This is a genomic window from Pseudomonas sp. LRF_L74 (assembly GCF_965644255.1).
Classification (GTDB): domain Bacteria; phylum Pseudomonadota; class Gammaproteobacteria; order Pseudomonadales; family Pseudomonadaceae; genus Aquipseudomonas.
In genome coordinates this window covers 90,493-112,853 of the sequence record NZ_CBFFRH010000011.1, presented here as the reverse complement: position 1 = coordinate 112,853, position 22,361 = coordinate 90,493, and the positions used below count along the sequence as shown (strand labels likewise).

Below are 22,361 nucleotides of genomic sequence, written 5' to 3'. Positions count from 1 at the left end.
GGATTCTCCATGAGCGCCAGTATTCTTTCAGCGCGGCACCTTAGCAAAGTGGTCCCCAGCGCGGAAGGCGACCTGACCATCCTCCACGACCTCGACCTGGACCTCGACGGCGGCGACAGCCTGGCCATCGTCGGCAGTTCCGGCTCGGGCAAATCCACCCTCCTCGGCCTGCTCGCCGGCCTCGACCTGCCCAGCGGCGGCGAGGTGAAACTGGCCGGGCATGCGCTGTCGCAACTGGGTGAGGACGAGCGGGCGCAAGTGCGCGCCGAACAGGTCGGTTTCGTGTTCCAGTCCTTCCAGTTGCTCGACAACCTCAACGCCCTGGAGAACGTGATGCTGCCAATGGAACTGGAGGGGCGTAAGGACGCCCGCCAGCAAGCCACGCTGCTGCTCGGCCGGGTCGGCCTGGAGCATCGCCTGAGCCATTACCCGCGCCAGCTCTCCGGCGGCGAGCAGCAACGCGTCGCCCTGGCGCGCGCCTTCGCCGCCGATCCGGCGGTGCTGTTCGCCGACGAGCCCACGGGTAACCTGGACAGCCATACCGGCGAGCACATCACCGACCTGCTGTTCGAGTTGAACAAGGAGCGCGGCACGACCCTGGTGCTGGTGACCCATGACGAGCGCCTGGCCAACCGCTGCCACCGGCAGATCCGCCTGGAAGCCGGCCGCGTGGTCGCCTGATGCGCAGCCTGCCCTTCCTCCGCCTGCTCGGCCTGGCCGGCCGCCAACTGCGTCGCGATGCCCGCTCCGGCGAGTTGCGCGTACTGTTCTTCGCCCTGCTCATCGCCGTGGCATCGAGTACCGCCATCGGTTATTTCGGCGCGCGTCTCAACGGCGCGATGCTGTTGCGCGCCACCGAATTCCTCGGCGCCGACCTGGTCCTGCGCGGCAGCTCGCCGGCCAGCGCCGAGCAGATCGAAACAGGCCGCCAACTGGGCCTGGACCACGCGCAGACAGTCAATTTCTCCAGCGTCATCGCCACCGACGAAGGCATCCAGCTCAGCACCATCAAGGCGGTCAGCGCCAATTACCCGCTACGCGGCGCGCTGAAGAGTGCGCCCGCACCTTTCGCGACGGAGGATACCGGAGGCGGTCCGAAGCCAGGCGAAGTCTGGGCCGAAGCACGCTTGCTCAGCGCCCTGGACCTGCAGATCGGCCAGCCGATCGAGATCGGCAGCGCCACCCTGCGCCTGACCCGTGTGCTGACCTACGAACCCGACCGCGCCGGCGACTTCTACAGCCTCACGCCCCAGGTACTGATCAACCTCGATGACCTGGCGGCAACCGAGGTGGTACAGCCGGGTAGCCGGGTCACCTATCGCGAACTCTGGCGCGGTGACGAGCAGCGCCTGAAGCAGTACAAGGACAGCATCGGCAAGAACCTGGACCCCAGCCAGCGCATCGAAGACGCGCGCTCCGGAAACCGCCAGATCGGCGGCGCCCTCGGCCGCGCCGAGCGTTATCTGAACCTGGCCAGCCTCGCCGCCGTGCTGCTGGCCGGTGTCGCGGTGGCGCTGTCGGCGAACCGCTTCGCCAGCCGCCGCTTCGACACCAGTGCGCTGTTGCGCTGCCTGGGCCTGCAACGACGCGAGGCCCTGCTGCTGTTCAGCCTGCAACTGGCCATGCTCGGCCTGATCGCCAGCCTGGCGGGTGCCCTATTGGGCTGGATCGGCCAGCACATCCTGTTCATCCTGCTCGAAGGCCTGCTGCCGGCCGGCGTGCCGAATGGCGGCGTGATGCCCGCGCTGGCTGGTGTCGCCACTGGCCTGGTCGCCCTCGCCGGCTTCGCCTTGCCGCCGCTGGCCAGTCTCGGTCGCGTGCCGCCACTGCGCGTGCTGCGACGCGACCTGATCCCGGTTCCTCCCAGCGCCTGGCTGGTCTATGGCACTGCGTTGCTGGCCCTCGGCGCGATCATGTGGCGGCTCAGCCTCGACTTGAAACTGACCCTGTCGCTGCTCGGCGGCGGCATCCTCGCCACCCTGTTGCTCGGCGGTTTGATGCTGTTCGGCCTGCAAGCCCTGCGCCGCGTGCTGTCACGCGCCGAGTTGCCCTGGCGGCTCGGCCTCGGGCAGTTGCTGCGCTACCCCCTGGCGGCGGCCGGCCAGTCCCTGGCGTTCGGCATGATCCTGCTGTGCATGGCGCTCATCGCCCTGCTGCGTGGCGAGCTGCTGGATACCTGGCAGGAGCAGTTGCCGCCCGAAGCGCCCAATCACTTCGCGCTGAATATCGTGCCGGCCGAGAAAGATGCCTTCGCCGAGCAATTGGCCAGGATCGTGCCCAACAGCGAGCCGCTTTATCCCATCGTCGCCGGGCGCCTGACCCAGATCAACGGCGAGCCGGTGCGCGAACATGTCGCCGAGCGCGACGACACCGGCGACCGCGCGGTGCACCGTGACCTGAGCCTGACCTGGTCGGACAAGCTGCCCAACGGCAACGAGCTGGTCGAGGGCCAGTGGTGGTCCGGCCGGCCCAACGAGAACGCCATGGCTGGCGTGTCCATCGAGGAGGAACTGGCCAAGAGCCTACGGATCGAGCTGGGCGACGTACTGACCTTCAGTGCCGGCGGGATCGAGCAACAGGCGCGGGCGACCAGCCTGCGCAAGGTGCACTGGGACAGTTTCCAGCCCAACTTCTACATGATCTTCGAGCCCGGCACGCTCAAGGACCTGCCCACCACCTACCTGACCAGCTTCTACCTGCCGCCTGGCCATGACCGCGAGCTGATCGCCCTGGCGCGAGCCTTCCCCGCCGTGACGCTGCTCGATGTCCAGGCGCTGCTCGAACAACTGCGCAGCATCCTCGCCCAGGTCAGCCTGGCCGTGGAATACGTGCTGTTGTTCGTCCTCGCGGCCGGCCTGACGGTGCTGTTCGCCGGCCTGCAATCGACCCTCGACGAGCGCCTGCGCCAAGGCGCGTTGCTGCGCGCACTCGGTGCCCGGCGCGGCGTGCTGGTCGCCGCCCGGCGCACCGAGTTCGGCCTGCTTGGTGCCGCCAGCGGCCTGCTGGCGGCCCTGGGCTGCGAGGCCGTGAGCCTGCTGCTGTACCGCTATGCGCTCAACCTCGACTGGCACCCTCACCCCTGGTTGCTGGTGATGCCCGTTATCGGCGCCCTGCTGGTCGGCACGGCAGGCGTGATCGGTACGCGGCGGGCGCTGAATGCCAGCCCGCTGACGGTATTGCGCGAGGTGTAAAACAGCGGCTACGGGCTCTCCAGCTTGCAGTCTGTAGCCGCTTATCCCTTACACTCTGCGCCTTTGCCAACAGAGCGATTCCATGAGCCGCTACCGCCCTCCCCGTACTGCCGGAACGCCATTGATCACAGCAGAAGGCGAAGCACGCCTGCGCGCCGAACTGCATGAACTGTGGCACGTGCAACGGCCCAAGGTGACGCAGTCGGTAAGCGAAGCCGCGGCCCAGGGCGATCGCTCGGAGAACGCGGAATACACCTACGGCAAGAAGATGCTGCGCGAGATCGACAGCCGCGTGCGTTTCCTGAGCAAACGCCTGGAAAAACTCAAGGTCGTCGCCAGCAAGCCGAGCGACCCGGACAAGGTGTATTTCGGCGCCTGGGTCACGCTGGAGGATGAAGACGGCAAGGAAGCCCGCTACCGCATCATCGGCCCCGACGAGTTCGACCTGAAACAGAACCTCATCAGCATCGACTCGCCCCTGGCCCGCGCCCTGGTCGGCAAGCCCCTGGACGCCGAAGTGCGGGTGCAGACACCGACCGGCGACAAGCTCTGGTACATCGTGGCCATCGAGTATCCCTGAGCAACGCGCTCAATCGACGCGCCGGGTAATCAAGCCCTGGCGCGCCACACGCAGCAACTCGCCGATCAGCACGTCGGCATGCTCTGCCGGTGTCTGTATCACGGCCATGTCGAAGGCATCGCGGGGAAAACGACTCAGAGATTCGCCGTCGTGATTGAACTGGATCAGGAAATTGCGTGGGCTGCCCCAACGCTTCGGCCAGCCATCGAGACAGCGCAGCAAGGTCGGCTGGTGGTTGCCGCCAAGCAGGATGCGGGGATTGTGAGTCGTGGCATGCAGGCCCGGGGTGATCGGGACCAGACGAATCTGCGGCTGGGCAAGGGTCATTTCGTTCTCCGCCTCGTGGCTCCTGCTGGACAGCGGCGAGAGGCGCACCGGCACCAGCGCTTTAGCGGTATTTCGGTCCGTTCGAACCTGCGCCCCGCAAGTAGCTGACTAAATCGGCGCAATGCAGCGAGATGCTAGGAAGACCGCACATGCCTGTCAACAATGGCCGTCTCTCCTCCTGTAAAAAAACCGCAAGCCGCAGGGTGCATGGCGCACGACCTGCGGCCTTCCAGTCCTCGATGCCGGTGAGGATCAGTTGGCGAGGCGACGATCCAGCGACAGTTTGCCGGCACCCTCGACGATCAGCACGGCGCTGATCAGGGCCAGGATCATCGCGTATTCGAAACCGCCATTGCTGATGAAGAAACCACTGGACCAGTGAGCGGTGAAGATCGCCACCAGCATGGCGAACAGCAGCGCAGCCGCCGCCGGACGTACCAGCAGGCCGATGACCAGGGCCAGGCCACCGAAGAACTCGGCGCTGCCTGCCAGGGCGGCCATCAGGTAGCCGGGATGGATGCCGATGCTTTCCATCCATTGCCCGGTGCCTTCCAGGCCGTAACCGCCAAACCAGGCGAACAGTTTCTGCGAGCCGTGGGAGGCGAACGTCAGGCCGGTGACGACACGCAGCAGGGTGATGGCGATGCTGGCGCGGGTGGACAAGAGTTTTTTGATCAGCGTGTTCATGTGCGGCGTCCTATGGGAACAGGTCAGGTTGTGGAGCCCATGATATTCAAATTAATAGATATTAAAATTGCATTTTCGTGCTAATAAATATCTATAAAATCGATTACTTCCTAACGCTCAGCTTAGGTTCAAGCTGCCCACGCTCACGGTCGAATGCCACGTAGTACTTGTTCACGCTGTTCACGTAGCTGACCACGCCCATGCCTACTTCCTCCATCGCCACCCGCTCGACCTGGAAGAACCATTGGTTAGGATTCAGCCCCTGCCGGCGCGCCTGGGCACGCAGGCTCTGCACACGCTCGGGGCCGAGGTTGTAGGCCGCGAGGACGAACGCCAGTCGCTCGCGCTCGTTCAGCTTGGCGCTGGCGAAGAACTTGCGGCGCAACATCGCCAGGTAGCGGGCCGACGCCTCGACATTACCCTCCACGACCTGCACGTTGTTCACCCCGACCCTGCGCCCGGCCGCCGGGGTGATCTGCATCAGTCCAGTGGCGCCGCCCACACCCTTGGCCTTGGGATTGAGAGAGGACTCCTTGAACGCCATCGCCGCCAGTGCCAGCCAGTCGAGGTCCTGGGCGCCGGCATGCTTCTGCAGCAACGGGCGCACCTTCTCCAGGCGCTGGCGATCGGTCTTGGCCAGCGGATAGTGGACCTGGTACAGCCGCCGGTAGACCCGCTGGAACGCCGCATCGATATCGTCTGGTGTGCGATAGCCAGCCAGGAAGCGATCGATACTGGCCCGCAGCATCGGTGCGTCGCGCCTTGCATACCAGCTCATGTCGCCATCGCGGGCGAGCACCAGGGCGCTGTCGACGCGCAGCTTGGGCATGACCCGTGCCCAGCGTTCGGCAATCGGCTGTTCGACGATGGTGAAGGGATAGATACCGGCCTGGACCATTTCCAGCACGTCTTCCAGGGCCAGGCTCGGATCGGCCCACTCGATGGAAATCGGCGCCATCTTGCGCTCGGCAAGCAGCCGGTTGAGCTGGATCAGTGCCTGGTTCGCCGCGCTGCCGGCAGGCAGAACCAGGGTACGCCCGGACAGTTGCTCGAAGCGCTGGTAGCGCCGATTACCCTGGCGGCTGACGAACACCAGCGGCACATCACTGCGGGTCGCCGTGCTCGCGCTGATGCCATGGGCCAGGCTGGCATCGAGCAACTCACCCGGCGCGACGATATCGCCCTCGCCGCGTTGCAGGGCGCCAAGCAGTTGCTCCTTGCCCCTGGGGATCAATTTCAGCTTGATCGTCCGGCCATCACCGGCATTACGGTTGAGGTACTGCTCGAAAGCGCGCAGGCGCAGGTATTCGCTGCCGATGACCTGGCCCTTGATCTCGCCGGAGCTGTTGCGGCTCTGGTTGACCAGCACGCGCAATTCGCCACTCTTGCGCATTTCGGCGAGGTCGCGCGTCACGCTGGGGGTGTTCCAGGCCTCTGGCGGCCCCGTCAACCGCGCCTGGGCTGGCAACGGCAGCCAAGCCAGGCAGCAGAGCAATAAAAGACAGCGGCGAATCATCCGACCTCCGGAGCGAGCCGAAACCGGGCGATCGACGGCAAGGGCGAAAAAGGGCGCGCAGGGTGCCACAGATGCCCTGGCGGCACCATGTGAAAAAGGTATCCGGCCCCGAACGACTCGACTAACCGTCTGTAATTATTGGTTTTATCGACCATGGTCTGGCTTTGCTATGCTGCCGCGCACCTGAACAGAGGTAGCACCATGCAACTCATCGACATCGGCGTCAATCTGACCCACGACAGTCTCGCTCGAGAGCGTGAAGCGGTACTCGCTCGCGCCTATGAGGCAGGCGTATGCCAACTGGTCCTGACCGGCACCAGCCAGGCGGAAAGCGAAAAGGCCCTGGCCTTCTGCCAGGAACTCGACGACAGCGGCCAGCACCTGTTCTGCACCGCCGGTGTACATCCCCATGATGCCAGGCACTGGAATGCCGACAGCCACCGTCACTTCCGCGACCTGCTGGCCCAACCACAGGCCCGCGCCGTGGGCGAATGCGGCCTGGACTTCAATCGCGACTTCTCCCCCCGCACGCAGCAGGAGCGTGCGTTCGCCGAGCAACTGGCGCTGGCGGTGGAGCTTCGACTGCCGGTGTTCATCCATGAGCGCGACGCCAGCGAACGCCTGCTGGCCATCCTGCGCGACTACCGCGACCAGCTTGGCGCCGCCGTGGTGCACTGCTTCACCGGCGAACGCGACACGCTTTACCGCTACCTCGACCTGGACCTGCACATCGGCATCACCGGCTGGATCTGCGACGAACGCCGGGGCAGCCATCTGCACCCGTTGCTGCGCGACATTCCCGCCGGCCGCCTGATGCTGGAAAGCGACGCGCCCTACCTGCTGCCCCGCAGCCTGCGTCCAAAGCCGAAAAGCGGCCGCAACGAGCCGGCCTATCTGCCGGAGGTCCTGCGCGAGGTGGCACTGCATCGGGGCGAAAGTGCCGAAGCCGTCGCGGCCCATACCACCGCCTGCGCGCGAGCGTTCTTTAACCTGCCGACGCTCTAGTCGAACATCACCGTGGTCTGCCGGCTGATCGCCAGCAACTCGCCGCGCGGGCTCCAGAGTGCCGCTGCGACGTTGGCATAACCGTCGCTGGCCTGCTCGATGTGCGCGTGGTACTGGCACAACTCGTCGCTGTACACCTCGGCGAGCGGATGGATGAACTCGATGGTCCAGGTCAACGAACTCGCCGGCGCTGGCGCCTTCAACAGGGAAATCGCCGCCGAGGGCCAGGCATCGACCAGTGCCAGCAAATGAGACGCTTCGATCCGCTCGCGCCCAGTCTCATTGCCCAGGCGCACCCAGCCGCCCATCTCCCGCGATGTGCTGCCCGAGAATGGCAAGCCGCCAACGGCCCAGTGCAGGTCGAAGAACTGGATGAACTCGGGAGTCAGGCCTTTTACATAGGGCAGTCGCTGGCAGGCATCGACTGCCTTGATCGGCGGCGGCTCGATGGCGGCGACCCTGACCGACGAGACTCGGGCAGCGCCGAAGCTGCCCTGGGCGACAGCGACCACCTGGCCATCCTGGCTGGCGCTGCACGACAGTTGGCTGACAGCGCGCCCCTCGCGCAGAACCTGGACCTCCAATCGCACCGGTTCGCCCATCGCCATTGGCCCGACGAAGCTGATCGACAACGAACGCAGCGCTCGCTCGCCAGCGACCCTGGCGCGCATCGACTCGTACAACAACGTCCCGACGACACCGCCAAAGGCCGCGCGCCCCTGGCTCCACAGTTCGGGCACGACAAGCCCATCGGGCCGCTCACGAACCGTTCTGATCACCTCTGCGAAATTCATCCGCCACCCTCCCTCCGAATGCTCGGGCAAGTGTAGGTGACGGTCCCCGCGGGGCAGAGTGACGATGCGGACAAAAGGCAGCCGTTGCTCGCCACATAGGGCGATAACGCGGTGTCAGGCGTCGTGTGTCCGCTTCCAGGGCAATGTCCTGCGCAGCCGCGCCAGCGCCTTGCCCAGGCTGTTCGGCGAAGGCCCATGGCCGGCATAACGCTGCGCTTCGAATGCGTTCGCGAACGCCATGATCGCCTCGCGCTGGGCCGGCAGGCGTTGGCTCGCCCTGACCGCGAAGGCGCGAACGCCCTCGCCTCGGCCACGACGCATGCCATGGCGGGCCAGCAACTTCTCGAAACGCAGCAGCAGCACCTGCTGCGGATCGCGCGAGCGACGGCGCCACGGACGCAACAGCAACAGGCTCAAACCGCCCAGCAGCAGGACCAGGGCAGCCGCCATGACCAGCCCCAGACGTTGCCAGTCGAAACTGCCGAACAAACGCTGCAGGGTCTGCATCTGCTGCTCGGCCTTGTAGCCGAGGACCCAGCGCTGCCAGTTGTAGTTGAGGCTGTCCCAACCCAGGCGCAGCTCGTTGAGCCAGCCGATATCGCGGTAGCGCAGCAGCGACAGCGGTGAATCCTGGAGAAAGCTCTGCTCGTCCTGCACGGCACGTTCCAGGCCATATTCGATACGCTCCGGTGAGACCTGGGCCGTGGGATCGGCGCTGATCCAGCCCTTGCCTTCGATCCAGTATTCGATCCAGGCATGGGCATCGAACTGGCGCACCGAGACATAACTGCCGTTGCGATTGAAATCGCCGCCCTGGTAACCCGCCACCACTCGTGCGGGAATGCCGGCGGCACGCAGGACGAAGGTCATCGCACCGGCATAGTGGGCACAGAAACCACGACGCGAATCGAACAGGAACTCGTCGATGCTGTCGCGCCCGAGGATCGGCGGCTGCAAGGTGTAGGCAAAGGGCTCGCGGTTGAAGTGACGCAACACTTCGCCGGCCAGCGCCTGGTCATCCGTGTATCGCTCGCGCAATTGCCCGGCCCAGGCACGGGCGCGTGGGTCGCCATCCTTGGGCAGTTGCAGGTCGCGGCGGCGCATCGGCTCGCTCAGCGTGGGCTGCCTGATTGCTGCAGGCCAGGAGGTCACGCTGTACATGAAGTTCTGCAGGATCGGACGACGATTCTCCAGGCGGAAATCATTACGCTGGCGAATGCCCTGTTGAGTGCTCATGCCTACATCCAGGGCGAACAGCCAGGGTTTGCCACTGGGTTGCATGACGATGCTGTACTGCAAGCTCTCCCCCCGCCGCTGCCACTCCACCGGATCGGGGCCCTGGTCAACGAACGACTGCGACCAACGTCGGCCATCGAAGTGCTCCAGGGTCAAGGCTCGCCAATACAAATCGCGCCGCTCGGGCACACGCCCTTCGAAGCTCGCTCGAAATGCCAGGGCATCGGACTGGCTGAGGCTGGCGATGTCGGCCGGTGCCATGTTGTCGCTCAGGCCGGTGAATGCCTTGTTCGGATTGGGCAGGCTCCACAATGGCCCCATGCGCGGAAAGAACAGGAACAGCACCAGCATCAGCGGCAGCGCCTGCAGCAGCATCGAACCGGCGAGCTTCAGGGTGGCTGCCGGGCGCTGCGCCAGGCTGCTCTGCTGCAGGCCGATCAACGCGGCGAGCAAGGCACTGACCGGCAGCACGCTGTACAAGGCACTGAGCAGGCTGTCGTCGAACAGGTAGCTGGTCACTACCACGAAAAAGCCAAGGAAGATCAGCAGCAAGGCATCGCGTTTGCTACGCAGTTCCACCAGCTTGAGGATGAAGGTCGCGACCAGCAGCAGCACGCCGGCATCCAGTCCGACCAGGCTGCCCCGGGAGAGAAATACCGCGATGGCCGTGAGAATGAGCAGTCCGATACGTTCGAAACGCGTGGCGTAGCGCACGCGCATGCGGAACACCTGCACCCGCCATCCGGCGCAAACCAGCCACAGCGGCACGATCCACAACGGCAGGTGCAGCAGATGGGGCAGGATCACCAGGACCTGGGCCACCAGCAGCCAGGTCAGGCCAATGCGCGGGATAGGCTGGCTGGTCGAACCGATCATGCCGCTACCCCATACAACGCCAGCGCCCGCAAACAGGCCTCACGATGCCCTTGGCCCATGTCCGCCTGCAGTTGCAGGCCAGGCAGGCGCAAGCCATAGGGCTGCTGACGCCTGTCCAGTTGCAGGACCCAGTAGCAAAGCAGCGAAAGTCGCGACTCCATGTCGCCGCCCAGGGCAAAATAGTCCAGCCACAGTTCGCGCCCGGTCACTGCCGCGAAGTCCTTGACCAACAAGCCCTGGCCACGGGAATAAGCCTTCCAGTGCAAGCGCCGGCGGTTATCGCCAGGCTGATAGACCCGCAGCCCCTGATAGTCGTCGGCCCCCTGCCCCATGGCCCGCGTGCCTTGCTCCTGGTCATCCTCGCCACCGGCGCTGAGCGGCAGATCGCCCTCCAGCGGACGCGGATAGACCAGCACCGCCTGGTCGAGATCGACCCAGCTCCAGGCCACCAGGATGCCCAGCGGAAAACGACTTTCCACCCGCAGGCGATCCGGACGCAGCCAGCCGCGCCGCGCCGCGGGCAGGTCAAGCTCGCACTCGCTGCCGCCAGCGGCCGGCACATCGAGGGTCTGCACGCAAGCCTGTGGCCAGCCGATGCTGATCGCCTGGTGCTCGCGCCCGGCGCTCTCCAGGCGTACCTGGAAGCGCGCCTGCTCGCCGACGAACACCGGGCCGCTGCGTCCGGCCTTGAGGATCAGGCCGCTGAAGTTGCGATAGGTGTGCAGGATCGCCACGACGAACACCGAGCCCAGCAGAAAGGTCAGGGCGTAGGCCAGGCTGTTCTCGTAATTGATCCCGGCGAGCAAGGTCATCAGCAGAATGCAGGCGAAACCGGCTCCCACCCGCGTGGGCATGATGAAAATACGTCGCTGGTTGAGCTGCACTTCGGCGGCCGGCGGGATGCGCTTGGCCAGCCAGCGGCGCCAGCGCGGCTTGAGCACGGACACGGCGCTCAGACCGCCGGCACTTCGCGCAACAGCCACTGCACCAGGGAGCCGCCACCATGGCCGGCCGGGTCGGCTCGCTCGCGCAAGCGATGGGCGACCACCGACGGCAACACCGCCTGCACGTCTTCGGGGATCACGTAGTCACGATTGGCCAGGAACGCCCAGGCCCGCGCCGCGGCCAGCAGCGCCAGGCTGCCGCGCGGCGACAGGCCCCAGGCGAACTGCGGCTGGCTGCGGGTGGCCTCGACCAGGCGCAGCACATAATCGACCAGTGCATCGCTGGCGCGCACCTGCGGGATCAGCGCCTGGATGGCGGCCAGTTCGGCATGATCGAGCAGCGGGTCGATCTTCGGCAGCAGCTCACGACGCGCTTCGCCGAGCAGCAACGCCTTTTCCGCTGCCTTGGCCGGATAGCCCAGGGACAGGCGCATGAGGAAGCGGTCGAGCTGCGACTCGGGCAAGGCGAAGGTGCCACCCTGGCTCACCGGATTTTGCGTGGCGATGACGAAGAACGGTTCGGGCAACGGCCGGGTCGCGCCCTCGATGGTCACCTGGCCCTCCTCCATGGCTTCGAGCAGCGCACTCTGGCTCTTGGGCGTGGCGCGGTTGATCTCGTCGGCCAGCACCAGCTCGGCGAAGATCGGGCCAGGGTGAAAGGTGAACTGACCGCTGTCCTTGTCGAACACCGAAGTGCCGAGAATGTCGCCGGGCAGCAGGTCGGAAGTGAACTGGATGCGCTGGAAGCTCAGGCCGAGGATACGCGCCAGGGCATGGCTCAAGGTGGTCTTGCCCATGCCCGGCAAGTCTTCGATCAACAGATGCCCCTTGGCCAACAGGCAAGTGAGTGCCAGGCGCACCTGCTGTTCCTTGCCCAACACGATCTGGTTCACGGCCTGCAGAACTTCATCCAGCTTGGTGCGCATGGGCATCTCCTTGTGACAGGCGACCGATCCTAGCGCCCACAAGGAGAATGGCAAGTACCCGGCAAACTTTGCTCACCAAAGAGCAGCCCCAGGCGGCACGTTTCAAGTAAAGGCGCGAGTCCAGGCTGTGTGAAAACGTAGCGAGCGACGGTCAGGCAAGGCAAAAAACGGCGAAAAAGCGCAGTTTACGCGTTGTAAATGAGCATTTTGAGCCGTTTTTTAACGCCGCATGGCCGAGCGCAGAGTTTTCACACAGTCTGGAGTCGCTGGCGCTTTTGCTTGAAGCCTTCGGCTCACACCAGATGACGCATGCGCACCGCGGCATCGATCAGCATGCGCTCGGTGCCGTCCCAGCCCAGGCAGCCATCGGTGATCGACACGCCATAGCGCAACTCGCCGCCGAGGCTCTGAGCGCCGTCGAACAGATGGCTTTCGATCATTACCGCGCGCAACGAACCATCGCCGGCCAGGCGCTGGTCGAGCACGCTGCGCAGCACTTCGGGCTGGCGCAACGGGTTCTTGCCGCTGTTGGCATGGCTGCAATCGACCATGATGCTTGGCTCGATGCCCTGGCGCTCCAGCTCGGCGCGGGCGATCGCGACGCTGGCGGCGTCGTAGTTCGGCGCGCCATGGCCACCGCGCAAAACCAGGTGGGTGTCCGGGTTGCCCAGGGTCTGTACCAGCGCCGGACGGCCCTGGGCATCGACGCCGAAGTGCTGGTGGGCGTGGGCGGCGGAGCGCATGGCGTCACAGGCGATGCCGAGGCTGCCGTCGGTGCCGTTCTTGAAGCCCACCGGCATGTCCAGGCCACTGACCAGTTCGCGGTGCACCTGCGACTCGCTGGTGCGCGCGCCGATGGCGGCCCAGCCGAGCAGGTCGTCGAAGTAACCCGCGAGCAGCGGCTGCAGGATCTCGCTGGACAGCGGCAGGCCCATTTCCAGCATGCGCAGCATCAATTGCCGGGAGCGGCGCAAGCCTTCGGCCATGTCGCCACTGCCGTCCAGGGCCGGGTCGTAGACCAGGCCTTTCCAACCCACCGTGGTGCGCGGCTTCTCCACGTAGGCGCGCATCACCAGCAGCAGGCGGTCGCCCACGCGCTGGCTGAGGGTCGCCAGGCGCTCGGCGTATTCGAGCACGGCCTTGTCGTCGTGCAGCGAGCATGGGCCGACCACCACCAGCAGGCGCGGATCATGACCGGCGAGGATGGCGCGTATGGATTGGCGTTGCTGCTGGATCTGGCGGGCCAGGGCGGGAGCAAGCGGCAGTTGCTCGCGCAGTTGCGCGGCACTGGGCAACGGTGCGGTCTGGCGGCGAGCGATGCTTGGTTTCGGCTCGTTGGACTTGGAACGGGAATTGATGGCTACGGACATGCTGTTTTCCTCGGCCGGCGTGGCGCTGACCACGCCCGGCGACTATCTGGCTCGATTGGATGTTCGATTGAGTGGGTGGGCGACCTGGCCCTGGGTAAATCGCCAGTCGTAGCGGTAATCGGTCTGGTAGCGGGTGTAGGCGGTCATCGTCGAATCCTCTATCTGTAAAAATCGGCAAGCCAAAAACAAAACCCCCGGTCGGGTTGCCGACCGGGGGTTTCGAGAAACTGTCTGGTGGCGACCCTTCGTTTCAGGGCGCCTGTGGGGTATCAGGCGCGCCTGTGGCTAAACCAATACCCATAAAAGTAATAAGCGGCGGCCGCGACCACGGATGCCTGCGCACGAGCGACCGCGACGCACAGGGCATCGAGGCGAACAGTGGACAGGATCGGGGAAGGCGACATGGTGGACTCCATTGAATGGCATCGAAGTTAATCCATCGGCGCCGCCGATTGCAAGCACCTATTTCACACAATCCGGGTAATGGCTTTATCGATTGCGGCCTGTACGCGCAAATCCCCTACAATGCCCCCTCTTCCTGATGCCCGGACCACAGCATGATCGACAGCCCGCATTATCCACTCGCCGCCGTGGTCGGCTCCGACGAGCTGAAACTGGCGCTGTGCCTGGTGGCCATCGACCCGGCGATAGGCGGCGTGCTGATCGAGGGGCCACGCGGCATGGCCAAATCGACCCTGGCCCGTGGCCTGGCCGACCTGCTGCCCGGCGCCAGTTTCGTCACCCTGCCGCTAGGCGCCAGCGAGGAGCGCATCGTCGGCACCCTGGACCTCGAGGCGGCGCTTGGCGAAAGCCGAGCGAAGTTTTCTCCGGGCCTGTTGAGCAAGGCCAACGGCGGCGTGCTGTATGTCGACGAGGTCAACCTGCTGCCCGATCATCTGGTCGACCTGCTGCTCGACGCCGCCGCCAGCGGCGTCAACCATGTCGAGCGCGACGGCGTTTCCCATCGTCATGCGGCACGCTTCAGCCTGATCGGCACCATGAACGCCGAGGAAGGCGAGTTGCGTCCACAGTTGCTGGATCGCTTCGGCCTGAACATCGCCCTCGCCGGGCAGCCACAGCCCGCACAGCGCGCCGAAATCGTCCGTCGCCGCCTGGCCTTCGATGCGGACCCACAGGCGTTCCTCGAACGCTGGTCCAGCGAACAGAACCACCTGGCGCTGCGCTGCCAGAACGCACGCCTGCTGGTAAGCCAGATCGAACTGGATGATCCGGCCGTGGAGGCGATCAGCCAGCGCTGTTTCGCCGCAGCCGTCGACGGTCTGCGCGCCGACCTGGTCTGGCTGCGTGCAGCCCGCGCCCATGCGGCCTGGCGGGGCGAGCCGCGCATCAGCGAAACCGATATCGATGCGGTGGAAGAGTTCGTCCTGCGCCATCGCCGCCGCGCTCATCCAGCACAATCCCCCGCCCAGCCGCCGGCCTCTTCCGCCTCGACCTCAAGCCAGGCTGAAGCGGCCGGTGAAGGCCAATGGGGCGAGTTGCCCGCCCAAGCGCAAGCCACGGGCGAGCGTCGCGAGCCGCCACGCTGGCCAAAAAAGCCCTGAGCATCGCCCCGCGCGCCTCTGCGGGGACCGATGCGCAGCCCAGGCCAGGCGCACAAAGCGGTGGACGCAGCGGCCAGCGACGGGCTGGCAACGACGGCGCCATGGACTGGCTCGCCAGCCTGCTGCAAGGGCGGCCGCGCCGACGCCAGGACCTGCAACGCAGGCCGCGTAGCGCAACATCGCCGCAACTGTGGCTGATCGTCGTCGATGCCTCCGCATCGACCCGGCGCCATGGCGCTCTCGGCCAAGCCAAGGGCCTGCTCGCCGAGCTGTTCGCACACGCCTACCGGGCACGCGCACGGATCGCCCTGCTCGACGCCCATGGCGCCCACGCCCAATGGCACTGGCAAGGCCAGAAAGCCTCGGCGGCGCTGCAAGACTGGCTGAATGAACTCGGCGCCGGTGGCGGCAGCCCGCTGATCGACGCGCTGCGCCAAGCCCAGCAATGGCTGCAGCGGCGCCAACGAGCCAAACCGGGCGAGCGCCAGCGCCTGCTGGTCATCACCGATGGCCGGCTGCGTGAATGGCCTGCACTGGCGGCGAGCGGTTGCCCGACCCTGGTGGTCGACATCGAGTCCGCCCCGATCCGTATCGGCAAGGCCCGGCAATTGGCTGACCAGCTTGGCGCCGACTACCGCCATATCGAGACGCTGCCGGTATCGCGTTAAATGCGTACACTGCGCGGCCTCGTTCGACAGCCGGCAGCAGCCCATGCACACCCTCGATCAACTGCGTAGCGGCCAGCTCCATGGCGTCACGCGCCTGGACCTGGCCGAAGCGCTGGAGCATTTCCCCGAGGAAATCTTCCGCCTCGCCGACAGCCTCGAAGTGCTCAACCTGAGTGACAACCGCTTGAGCGACCTGCCGCCAGACCTGCCACGCCTGCACAAGCTGAAGGTGCTGTTCTGCTCCAACAACCGCTTCGAACACGTTCCCGAAGTGCTTGGCCGCTGCCCTGCCCTGCGCATGGTCGGCTTCAAGTCCAACCGAATTCGCGAGCTATCCGAGCGGGCGCTGCCGCCACGCTTGCGCTGGCTGATCCTTACGGACAATCGCCTGGAAACGCTGCCAGACGCCCTTGGCGACTGCGCCGACCTGCAGAAGCTGATGCTCGCCGGCAATCGCCTGCGTTCATTGCCCGCCAGCCTCGCTCGCTGCCATAACCTTGAACTGCTGCGCATCGCCGCCAACCAACTGCCGGCATTGCCCGACTGGCTGCTCGAACTGCCGCGCCTGGCCTGGCTGGCTTACGCCGGTAATCCGTTCGCCAGGCATCCCGATACGCCAGCAGCAGAAGTGTCCTGGCGTGAACTGGAGCTGGAGCAGGAGCTTGGTCAAGGCGCCTCCGGCGTCATTCACCAAGCGCGCTGGCAAAAAGCCGATGGCAGCAGCGAGCCGGTCGCACTGAAGCTGTTCAAGGGCCAGATGACCAGCGATGGCACACCGGCCAGCGAAATGAGCGCCTGCCTCGCGGGCGGCACGCACCCTAACCTGATCGGCGTACTGGCTCGCCTACGCGATCACCCATCCGGCATGCAGGGCTTGCTGCTACGCCTGATCGACCCAGGCTTTCATACCCTGGCCGGCCCGCCGAGCCTGGAAAGCTGCAGTCGCGATACGTATTCGCCGGGCTGGGCGCTGCCCTTCGAGCAAGCCTTGCGCCTGCTCAGCGGCATCGCCAGCGCCGCGCTTCACCTGCATGGGCAAGGCATCAATCATGGCGACTTGTACGGCCACAACATCCTCTTCGACGAGGCTGGCAACGCAGTGCTCGGTGACTTCGGCGCGGCCTCTTTCTATCCGCCCGATGCGCCATCGCAGCATGCCGCGCTGCAACGCATCGAAGTACGGGCATTCGCTATCTTGCTGGAGGAATTGATGACCCGCAGTGAGATGCCTGCCTCGCATCGACAGGCACTGGAACCCTTGCTTACCCGTTGCCAGCAGGGACACGTGAGGGATCGCCCGGATTTTGCGGAAATCGAAGCGACATTGAGCACGCTGCTCCTTTTAGCCCAAGACGACAGACCCTAGCGCATCGGATCATCCAGCGAACGCTTCGACGATTCGGGCAAGGCCATGCCTCCAGCCAGCGCCAGCAAGGCAATGGCGATCAGGTAGAACGCCGGCGACATGCGGTTGCCGGTCTGCTCGATCAACCAGGTCGCCACCAACGGGGCGGTGCCGCCGAACACGGTATAGGCCAGGTTGTAGGTGAATGCCGAAGCGGTATAGCGCACCCGCGTCGGGAACTGCTCGGACAGCAGCACGGCAGTCACCACACCACAGATCACCGCGCCGATGGCCAGCAACATGGCGCCGATGGCCGACGCGATCAACTCACCCGACGCGGCTAGGTGGAAGGCCGGGTAGACCGCGCCGATCAGGCACAGGCACGCGGTAAGGATGGTCTTGCGCCGCCCGACCCAGTCCGAATAACGCCCGACCAACGGACACAACACGCCCGCGAAAGTCAGCGCCAGCAGGCTCGCCAGCAGTGCCGTGGGCCGTGCCGCGCCACCCACCACCTGCATGTAGGTGGTCAGGTAGGTCGTGAACATATAGAACGACAGTGCCGTCGCCGAAATGAACGCCGCCAGGCAGAGAATGGTGGTGCCGTGACCGCGCAGGGTTTCCACGAACGGCGAATGCTCGGCCTGGGGCTGCGCCGCCATCGCCTTGAACGCCGGCGACTCATCCAGGCGCAAGCGCATGTACAGACCAATCAGGCCCAATGGTGCGGCGACCAGAAACGGCACGCGCCAGCCCCATGCCTGCATCTGCGCATCGTCCAGGCACAGCCCCAGGCCGAAGACGATGGCGGCGGCGCAGGCGAAGGCCATGAACGTCGATACCGGCACGAAGCTGCCGTAGCGTGCCTTCTGTTCCGTCGGCGCGTGCTCCATGACGAAGGCACAGGCGCCAGCGTATTCGCCGCCCGCGGAAAAACCCTGGATGCAACGCGCCAGGGCCAGCAGCAACGGCGCGACCAATCCCAGGCTGGCATAGGTCGGCAACAGCCCGATCAAGGTCGTGGCGCCCGCCATCATCAGCACGGTGACCGACAGCACCCGCTTGCGCCCGATGCGGTCGCCGAGGATGCCGAAGACGATGCCGCCCAGCGGACGCAGGGCGAATGACACGGCGAAGACCGCGAAGGTCTGCAGCAAGGCCAGGGTCGGATCGCCCTGGGGAAAGAACAGTGCGGCGATGGTGACCGCGAGAAACCCGTAGACCGCAAAATCGAACCACTCGACGAAGTTGCCGATGGCCGATGCCGCGATGACTTTGCGCAGGATGCCGATGTCGACTGCCTGCCCCGCCTGATACCGAGTGGCCGTCATGCGGCGCCCCCTGAATGGTCTCGATGCCGCTGGCACCATTCGCGGACACGCTACGCGGTAACGGACGGGCGATGACGCATGAAACACGACACGCAGATAGTCGACACCGACAAGCCCTTGGCGAATCGCCACATCACAGGATACGGCGGCTTTCCCATCCCTGGATCAGCGCTATATCCATCTGGATATAGCGCTATCGCGCATTTCATACTCCCCGCGCTTCGCGTTCCGGCTCACGCCGTAACGCATCCAGCATTGCCTTCCGCGACGATTTCCGACACAGGCCGCATGCCGGCTGATGAGTCACACCTGTCGCTATATAAAAAAACATACAACGAAGCACTACAAAGGACGTTTCGAGATGCACAGCTCCCTTTCCTGGCGCGCCCTGGCCCTCGGACTGCTCGCCGCAGGCGGCATCGCCCAGGTTCACGCCTCGCCTTTCACCCTTGGCGAACTGCATGTCAAGGCCACCGACGAAGACCAGGACAACGCGTTCGGCGACCAGATCGCCACGCGCATCGACGCCAAGGACATGCAGCGCCTGGAGACCCATACCGTCACCGAAGCGCTGGAAACCCTCAGCGGTATCAGCACCGCCACCAACGCCCGCAACGAAGGCACCATCAGCCTGCGCGGCTTCGATTCGCGCCAGGCGCCGATCTTCATCGACGGCATTCCGGTGTACGTGCCCTATGACGGCTATGTCGACCTCGACCGCTTCACCACCGCCGACCTCGCCTCGATCCAGGTCGCCAAGGGCATGAGTTCGATGATGTACGGCCCCAACACCCTGGGCGGCGCGATCAACCTGGTCACCCGTCGCCCGACCCGCGAATTCGAGGGCGACGTACTGCTCGGCGTCGGCAGCGGCGGGCTGGAGCGCAAGCACATCAACGTCGGCACCAACCAGGGGCTCTGGTACCTGCAGGCCAGCGCTTCCGAGGACGAAGCCGACTACATGCCGATGTCCGATGACTTCACAGCCAATGCGCGAGAAAACGGGCACAAGCGCGAAAACAGCGACTACAAGGATCGCAAGCAGTCACTGAAGATCGGCCTGACGCCCAATGACACCGACGAATACGCCATCGGCTACGTGCGCCAGGACGGCGCCAAGGGCAACCTGACGAGCACCGACACCACGGCCACCGCTCGCTACTGGCGCTGGCCGTACTGGGACAAGGAAAGCTACTACGCCATCGTCGACAAGGCCCTGACCGACCATGAAAGCCTGCGCATCCGCGCCTTCGCCGATCACTACAGCAACGGCCTGGATACCTATTCCAACGCGACCTACAGCGCCATCACTTCCGTCAGCAATTACGACGACCACAGCCTCGGTGGCTCGATCCAGTTGCAAAGCACGCGCCTGCAAGCCAACACCATCAAGGTGCAGTACTACACCAAGCAGGATCGCCATGAGGAAGATGACGGCAGCGTGGTGACCAAACGCCTGAAGGACCGCATGACCTCGATCGCCATCGAGGACACCATCGAACTGGCGCCGCGCTGGAGCCTCGCCCTCGGCGCCAGCCGCGACACCCTCACCCCGCAGGATGCCGACGTCTACGCCAAGCCGGACGAGCAATCGGCCAACAACTATCAGGGCGCGCTGTACTTCGACCTGACGCCCGCGCATCGCCTGTACGCCAGCATCGCCCGCAAGAGCCGCCTGCCGACGCTGAAGGATCGCTACTCGCTGCGTTTCAACACCTTCGTCGCCAACCCCAACCTCAAGCCTGAGCAAGCGACCCACTATGAAGTCGGCTACCAGGGCCAGCCCTGGACCGGCGGGCACCTGGAAGCGGCGCTGTTCCAGAGCGACATCGAAGACCTGATCCAACGCGTGACCGTGTCCACCACACCGACGCTGTACCAGATGCAGAACATCAACAAGGCCCGCCATCGCGGTGCCGAGCTGACTCTACGCCAGACCTTCGGCGAAGGCCTGGAGACCGGCGTCGCCTACACCTACCTGGAACGCCGCAACCTCAGCTCCGATACGCGCCTGGTCGACAGCCCGCGCAACAAGCTCAACGCCTGGGCCGACTGGCAGGTCGTCCCACGCCTGAACCTGATCGCCAGCCTGGAATACGCCGACCAGCGCTGGTCGTCCGACACGACGCGGGTCGACAGCTTCACCACTGGCAATCTCAAGGCTGCCTTGCAGATCTACGCGGGCCTGAGCGTGGAAGCCGGGGTCAACAACATCACCGACGAGAACTACGAACTGGCCTACGGCTACCCGGAAGCCGGCCGGACCTACTTCACCAACCTGCGCTACAGCTTCTGAGGAGTACGTCATGCATCGTTACCTGACCGGCATGGCCCTGGGCCTGCTGTGTAGCGCGACCCAGGCCGAGTTCGTCCCGGACGATCCGAGCAGCTACGTGACCCGCGAGCTGCTGATCGAGGGCGATGTGCAGCAAGCGCAGCGCTACAGCCTCGAACAGCTTCAGGCCCTGCCCGGCCAGGATGTGACTAGCCTGGCCGCAACGTGCCCCGGCAGCTCGCCGGAACTGGCGGAGAAAGGCTACAACGGCGTGCGCCTGCGCGACCTGCTACAAAAAACCACGCTCAGCGGCGACGATCCCAAGGCGTGGAAGCGCGCCTACATCGTCGCCCGCGCCAGTGACGACTACGTTGCCCTGTTCACCTGGAACGAGCTGTTCAACAGCAATGGCGGCGATGCCGTGGTGGTCGCCGTGCGCCAGCACGGCCAGCCACTGGCGGACGAAAGCGGCAAGATCGCGCTGATCTCCGGCTGCGACCACAATCCCGGTCCGCGCCATGTGAAATGGCTGAAGAGCGTGGAATTGCACCTGGTGCCTTGAGCGCCCGGGTTCGAAGCGACTCGGTCGCGGTGTTAAGCTTCCCGGCATCATCACCGCCACGAAAGCCACCGTCATGAAGCTCGAAGGACGTTTCTGGATCACCCACAATGGCAAGAACCTGGCTGGCCAGGGGCGCATCGAACTGCTGTCGCGCATCAACGACAGCGGCTCGATCAGCCAGGCCGCCAAGGCCATGGGCATGAGCTACAAGTCCGCCTGGGATGCCGTCGATGCCATGAACAACGCCGCTGGCAGCCCACTGGTCGAACGCAGCGCCGGCGGCAAGGGCGGCGGCGGTACACGTCTGACTGACGCGGGCCTGCAACTGATCGCGGCGTTCCGCCGTTATCAGGAAGAACATGAACGCTTCCTTGCCATTCTTGGCCAGGATGGCGGCGCGGCCCCTTATCTGCAGATCATGGATCGCCTGCGCCTGCGCACCAGTGCCCGCAACCAGTTGCTCGCACGTATCGTCCATATCGAGACTGGCGACCTCAACGATCTGGTGGCGCTGGAGCTGCAAGGCGGCCTGCGCCTGTTCGCCTCGATAACCCGTGCCAGCACGGAACGTCTTGGACTCAAGGTCGATGATGAAATATTCGCCTTGATCAAGGCCGGCTGGGTCGAGCTCAGCCTCGACCCGGCTACGGACGCGCTCAACAGCTACCGCGCGCAAATCCAGCAGATCGAACACGGAGCGCGCGACACCGAGGTTCAGTTACAACTGGCGGGTGGCCTGCAAATGACGGCGTTGCTCACGGCCAACGAGCTGGCATTACAGACAGGCCTGGAAGTGACCCTGCGCATCGAGCCATCCCAGGTCATTCTCTGCACGCTATAACCTGTCCAGTCCATGAAACATCCTTGATCGAAATCCGCGATACAACCAGATCGCCACAGCCGATTTGGAGCATATCCGCGCTGCGCCCCCGATGCCGCGCCTCCTGGTGGCGACTAACGAGTAGAAGTTGCAGCAGGAAAAAGTCTTTTGAATAGCCCTTCTTATCGACTTGAAAGATCACCCGTTTAAGAACTCGGGCGACGGTCTTCAACACTACTTGGGCGTCGACTCATAAAACTCTTGGAGAACTAAGCCAGAAACCCGTACTCTATGTACCCAACGGGAAACACCCGGTCTGATCTATATCCCAAACGCCTCACTCTTT

The 22,361-nt window shown here is 64.9% G+C and carries 19 protein-coding genes; 10 read left to right on the top strand and 9 right to left on the bottom strand.

What is annotated here, in order from left to right:
* The first annotated feature begins 9 nt into the window (after positions 1-9).
* From ACSZPK_RS23370 to greB, 3 genes are all read left to right on the top strand, one after another.
* Entirely contained in the window at positions 10-681 is a 672-nt protein-coding gene (locus tag ACSZPK_RS23370; protein WP_437883976.1) for an ABC transporter ATP-binding protein, read from the top strand.
* Entirely contained in the window at positions 681-3,191 is a 2,511-nt protein-coding gene (locus ACSZPK_RS23365) for an ABC transporter permease (protein WP_437883975.1), read from the top strand. The genes ACSZPK_RS23370 and ACSZPK_RS23365 overlap by 1 nt, the downstream gene beginning before the upstream one ends.
* An 82-nt stretch (positions 3,192-3,273) precedes the next feature.
* Positions 3,274-3,771 carry a transcription elongation factor GreB gene (gene greB, locus ACSZPK_RS23360; protein ID WP_437883974.1) on the top strand — a complete coding sequence of 166 codons (498 nt, stop codon included), beginning with the start codon at positions 3,274-3,276 and terminating at the stop codon, positions 3,769-3,771.
* A gap of 9 nt (positions 3,772-3,780) precedes the next feature.
* Here the strand turns inward: greB and ACSZPK_RS23355 are convergent, their stop codons facing one another.
* From ACSZPK_RS23355 to ACSZPK_RS23345, 3 genes are all read right to left on the bottom strand, one after another.
* The gene (locus ACSZPK_RS23355) at positions 3,781-4,098 is read right to left on the bottom strand and encodes a class I SAM-dependent methyltransferase (protein WP_437883973.1); all 318 of its coding nucleotides are present in this window, start codon (positions 4,096-4,098) and stop codon (positions 3,781-3,783) included.
* 252 nt (positions 4,099-4,350) lie between these two features.
* Positions 4,351-4,785 (bottom strand): DoxX family protein, encoded by a 435-nt coding sequence (locus ACSZPK_RS23350; RefSeq protein WP_437883972.1) that lies wholly within the window; start codon positions 4,783-4,785, stop codon positions 4,351-4,353.
* A 103-nt stretch (positions 4,786-4,888) separates the two neighbouring features.
* Complete coding sequence (locus ACSZPK_RS23345) at positions 4,889-6,301, bottom strand: transglycosylase SLT domain-containing protein (RefSeq protein WP_437883971.1); 1,413 nt, start codon at positions 6,299-6,301, stop codon at positions 4,889-4,891.
* Positions 6,302-6,502: 201 nt separating this feature from the next.
* Here ACSZPK_RS23345 and ACSZPK_RS23340 point away from each other — a divergent pair, with 201 nt between their 5' ends.
* Entirely contained in the window at positions 6,503-7,306 is an 804-nt protein-coding gene (locus ACSZPK_RS23340; protein ID WP_437883970.1) for a TatD family hydrolase, read from the top strand.
* Here ACSZPK_RS23340 and ACSZPK_RS23335 read toward each other — a convergent pair.
* From ACSZPK_RS23335 to ACSZPK_RS23315, 5 genes are all read right to left on the bottom strand, one after another.
* Positions 7,303-8,100, bottom strand: a complete 798-nt coding sequence (locus ACSZPK_RS23335) for an acyl-CoA thioesterase (RefSeq protein WP_437883969.1) — start codon at positions 8,098-8,100, stop codon at positions 7,303-7,305. The genes ACSZPK_RS23340 and ACSZPK_RS23335 overlap by 4 nt on opposite strands.
* Before the next feature lie 114 nt (positions 8,101-8,214).
* Positions 8,215-10,212, bottom strand: coding sequence for a transglutaminase TgpA family protein (locus ACSZPK_RS23330; RefSeq protein WP_437883968.1), 1,998 nt, complete (start codon positions 10,210-10,212; stop codon positions 8,215-8,217).
* Entirely contained in the window at positions 10,209-11,153 is a 945-nt protein-coding gene (locus tag ACSZPK_RS23325) for a DUF58 domain-containing protein (protein WP_437884061.1), read from the bottom strand. Before ACSZPK_RS23325 ends, ACSZPK_RS23330 begins: the two co-directional genes overlap by 4 nt.
* An 11-nt stretch (positions 11,154-11,164) precedes the next feature.
* Complete coding sequence (locus ACSZPK_RS23320) at positions 11,165-12,082, bottom strand: AAA family ATPase (RefSeq protein WP_437883967.1); 918 nt, start codon at positions 12,080-12,082, stop codon at positions 11,165-11,167.
* A gap of 293 nt (positions 12,083-12,375) precedes the next feature.
* Positions 12,376-13,452 (bottom strand): 3-deoxy-7-phosphoheptulonate synthase, encoded by a 1,077-nt coding sequence (locus tag ACSZPK_RS23315; protein WP_437883966.1) that lies wholly within the window; start codon positions 13,450-13,452, stop codon positions 12,376-12,378.
* Between the two features lie 557 nt (positions 13,453-14,009).
* On the opposite strand from ACSZPK_RS23315, the gene ACSZPK_RS23310 reads away from it, so the two are divergent.
* The 3 genes from ACSZPK_RS23310 to ACSZPK_RS23300 are packed head-to-tail and all read left to right on the top strand — an operon-like array spanning position 14,010 to position 17,048.
* A complete protein-coding gene (locus ACSZPK_RS23310; protein WP_437883965.1) occupies positions 14,010-15,014 on the top strand; it encodes an ATP-binding protein in 1,005 nt (334 codons plus the stop codon).
* A complete protein-coding gene (locus tag ACSZPK_RS23305) occupies positions 14,939-15,682 on the top strand; it encodes a vWA domain-containing protein (RefSeq protein ID WP_437883964.1) in 744 nt (247 codons plus the stop codon). The genes ACSZPK_RS23310 and ACSZPK_RS23305 overlap by 76 nt, the downstream gene beginning before the upstream one ends.
* A 43-nt stretch (positions 15,683-15,725) precedes the next feature.
* The gene (locus ACSZPK_RS23300; RefSeq protein ID WP_437883963.1) at positions 15,726-17,048 is read left to right on the top strand and encodes a leucine-rich repeat-containing protein kinase family protein; all 1,323 of its coding nucleotides are present in this window, start codon (positions 15,726-15,728) and stop codon (positions 17,046-17,048) included.
* On the opposite strand, the gene ACSZPK_RS23295 is transcribed toward ACSZPK_RS23300, so the two are convergent.
* Positions 17,045-18,358, bottom strand: a complete 1,314-nt coding sequence (locus ACSZPK_RS23295; protein ID WP_437883962.1) for an MFS transporter — start codon at positions 18,356-18,358, stop codon at positions 17,045-17,047. The genes ACSZPK_RS23300 and ACSZPK_RS23295 overlap by 4 nt on opposite strands.
* Positions 18,359-18,719: 361 nt before the next feature.
* On the opposite strand from ACSZPK_RS23295, the gene ACSZPK_RS23290 reads away from it, so the two are divergent.
* The 3 genes from ACSZPK_RS23290 (at position 18,720) to ACSZPK_RS23280 (ending at position 22,036) form a co-directional block, all read left to right on the top strand.
* Positions 18,720-20,654, top strand: a complete 1,935-nt coding sequence (locus tag ACSZPK_RS23290; RefSeq protein ID WP_437883961.1) for a TonB-dependent receptor plug domain-containing protein — start codon at positions 18,720-18,722, stop codon at positions 20,652-20,654.
* 10 nt (positions 20,655-20,664) lie between these two features.
* On the top strand, positions 20,665-21,195 hold the full coding sequence (locus tag ACSZPK_RS23285) for a molybdopterin-dependent oxidoreductase (protein ID WP_437883960.1): 531 nt from the start codon (positions 20,665-20,667) through the stop codon (positions 21,193-21,195).
* Positions 21,196-21,268: 73 nt separating this feature from the next.
* Positions 21,269-22,036, top strand: a complete 768-nt coding sequence (locus ACSZPK_RS23280; protein ID WP_437883959.1) for a TOBE domain-containing protein — start codon at positions 21,269-21,271, stop codon at positions 22,034-22,036.
* Positions 22,037-22,361 lie beyond the last annotated feature (325 nt).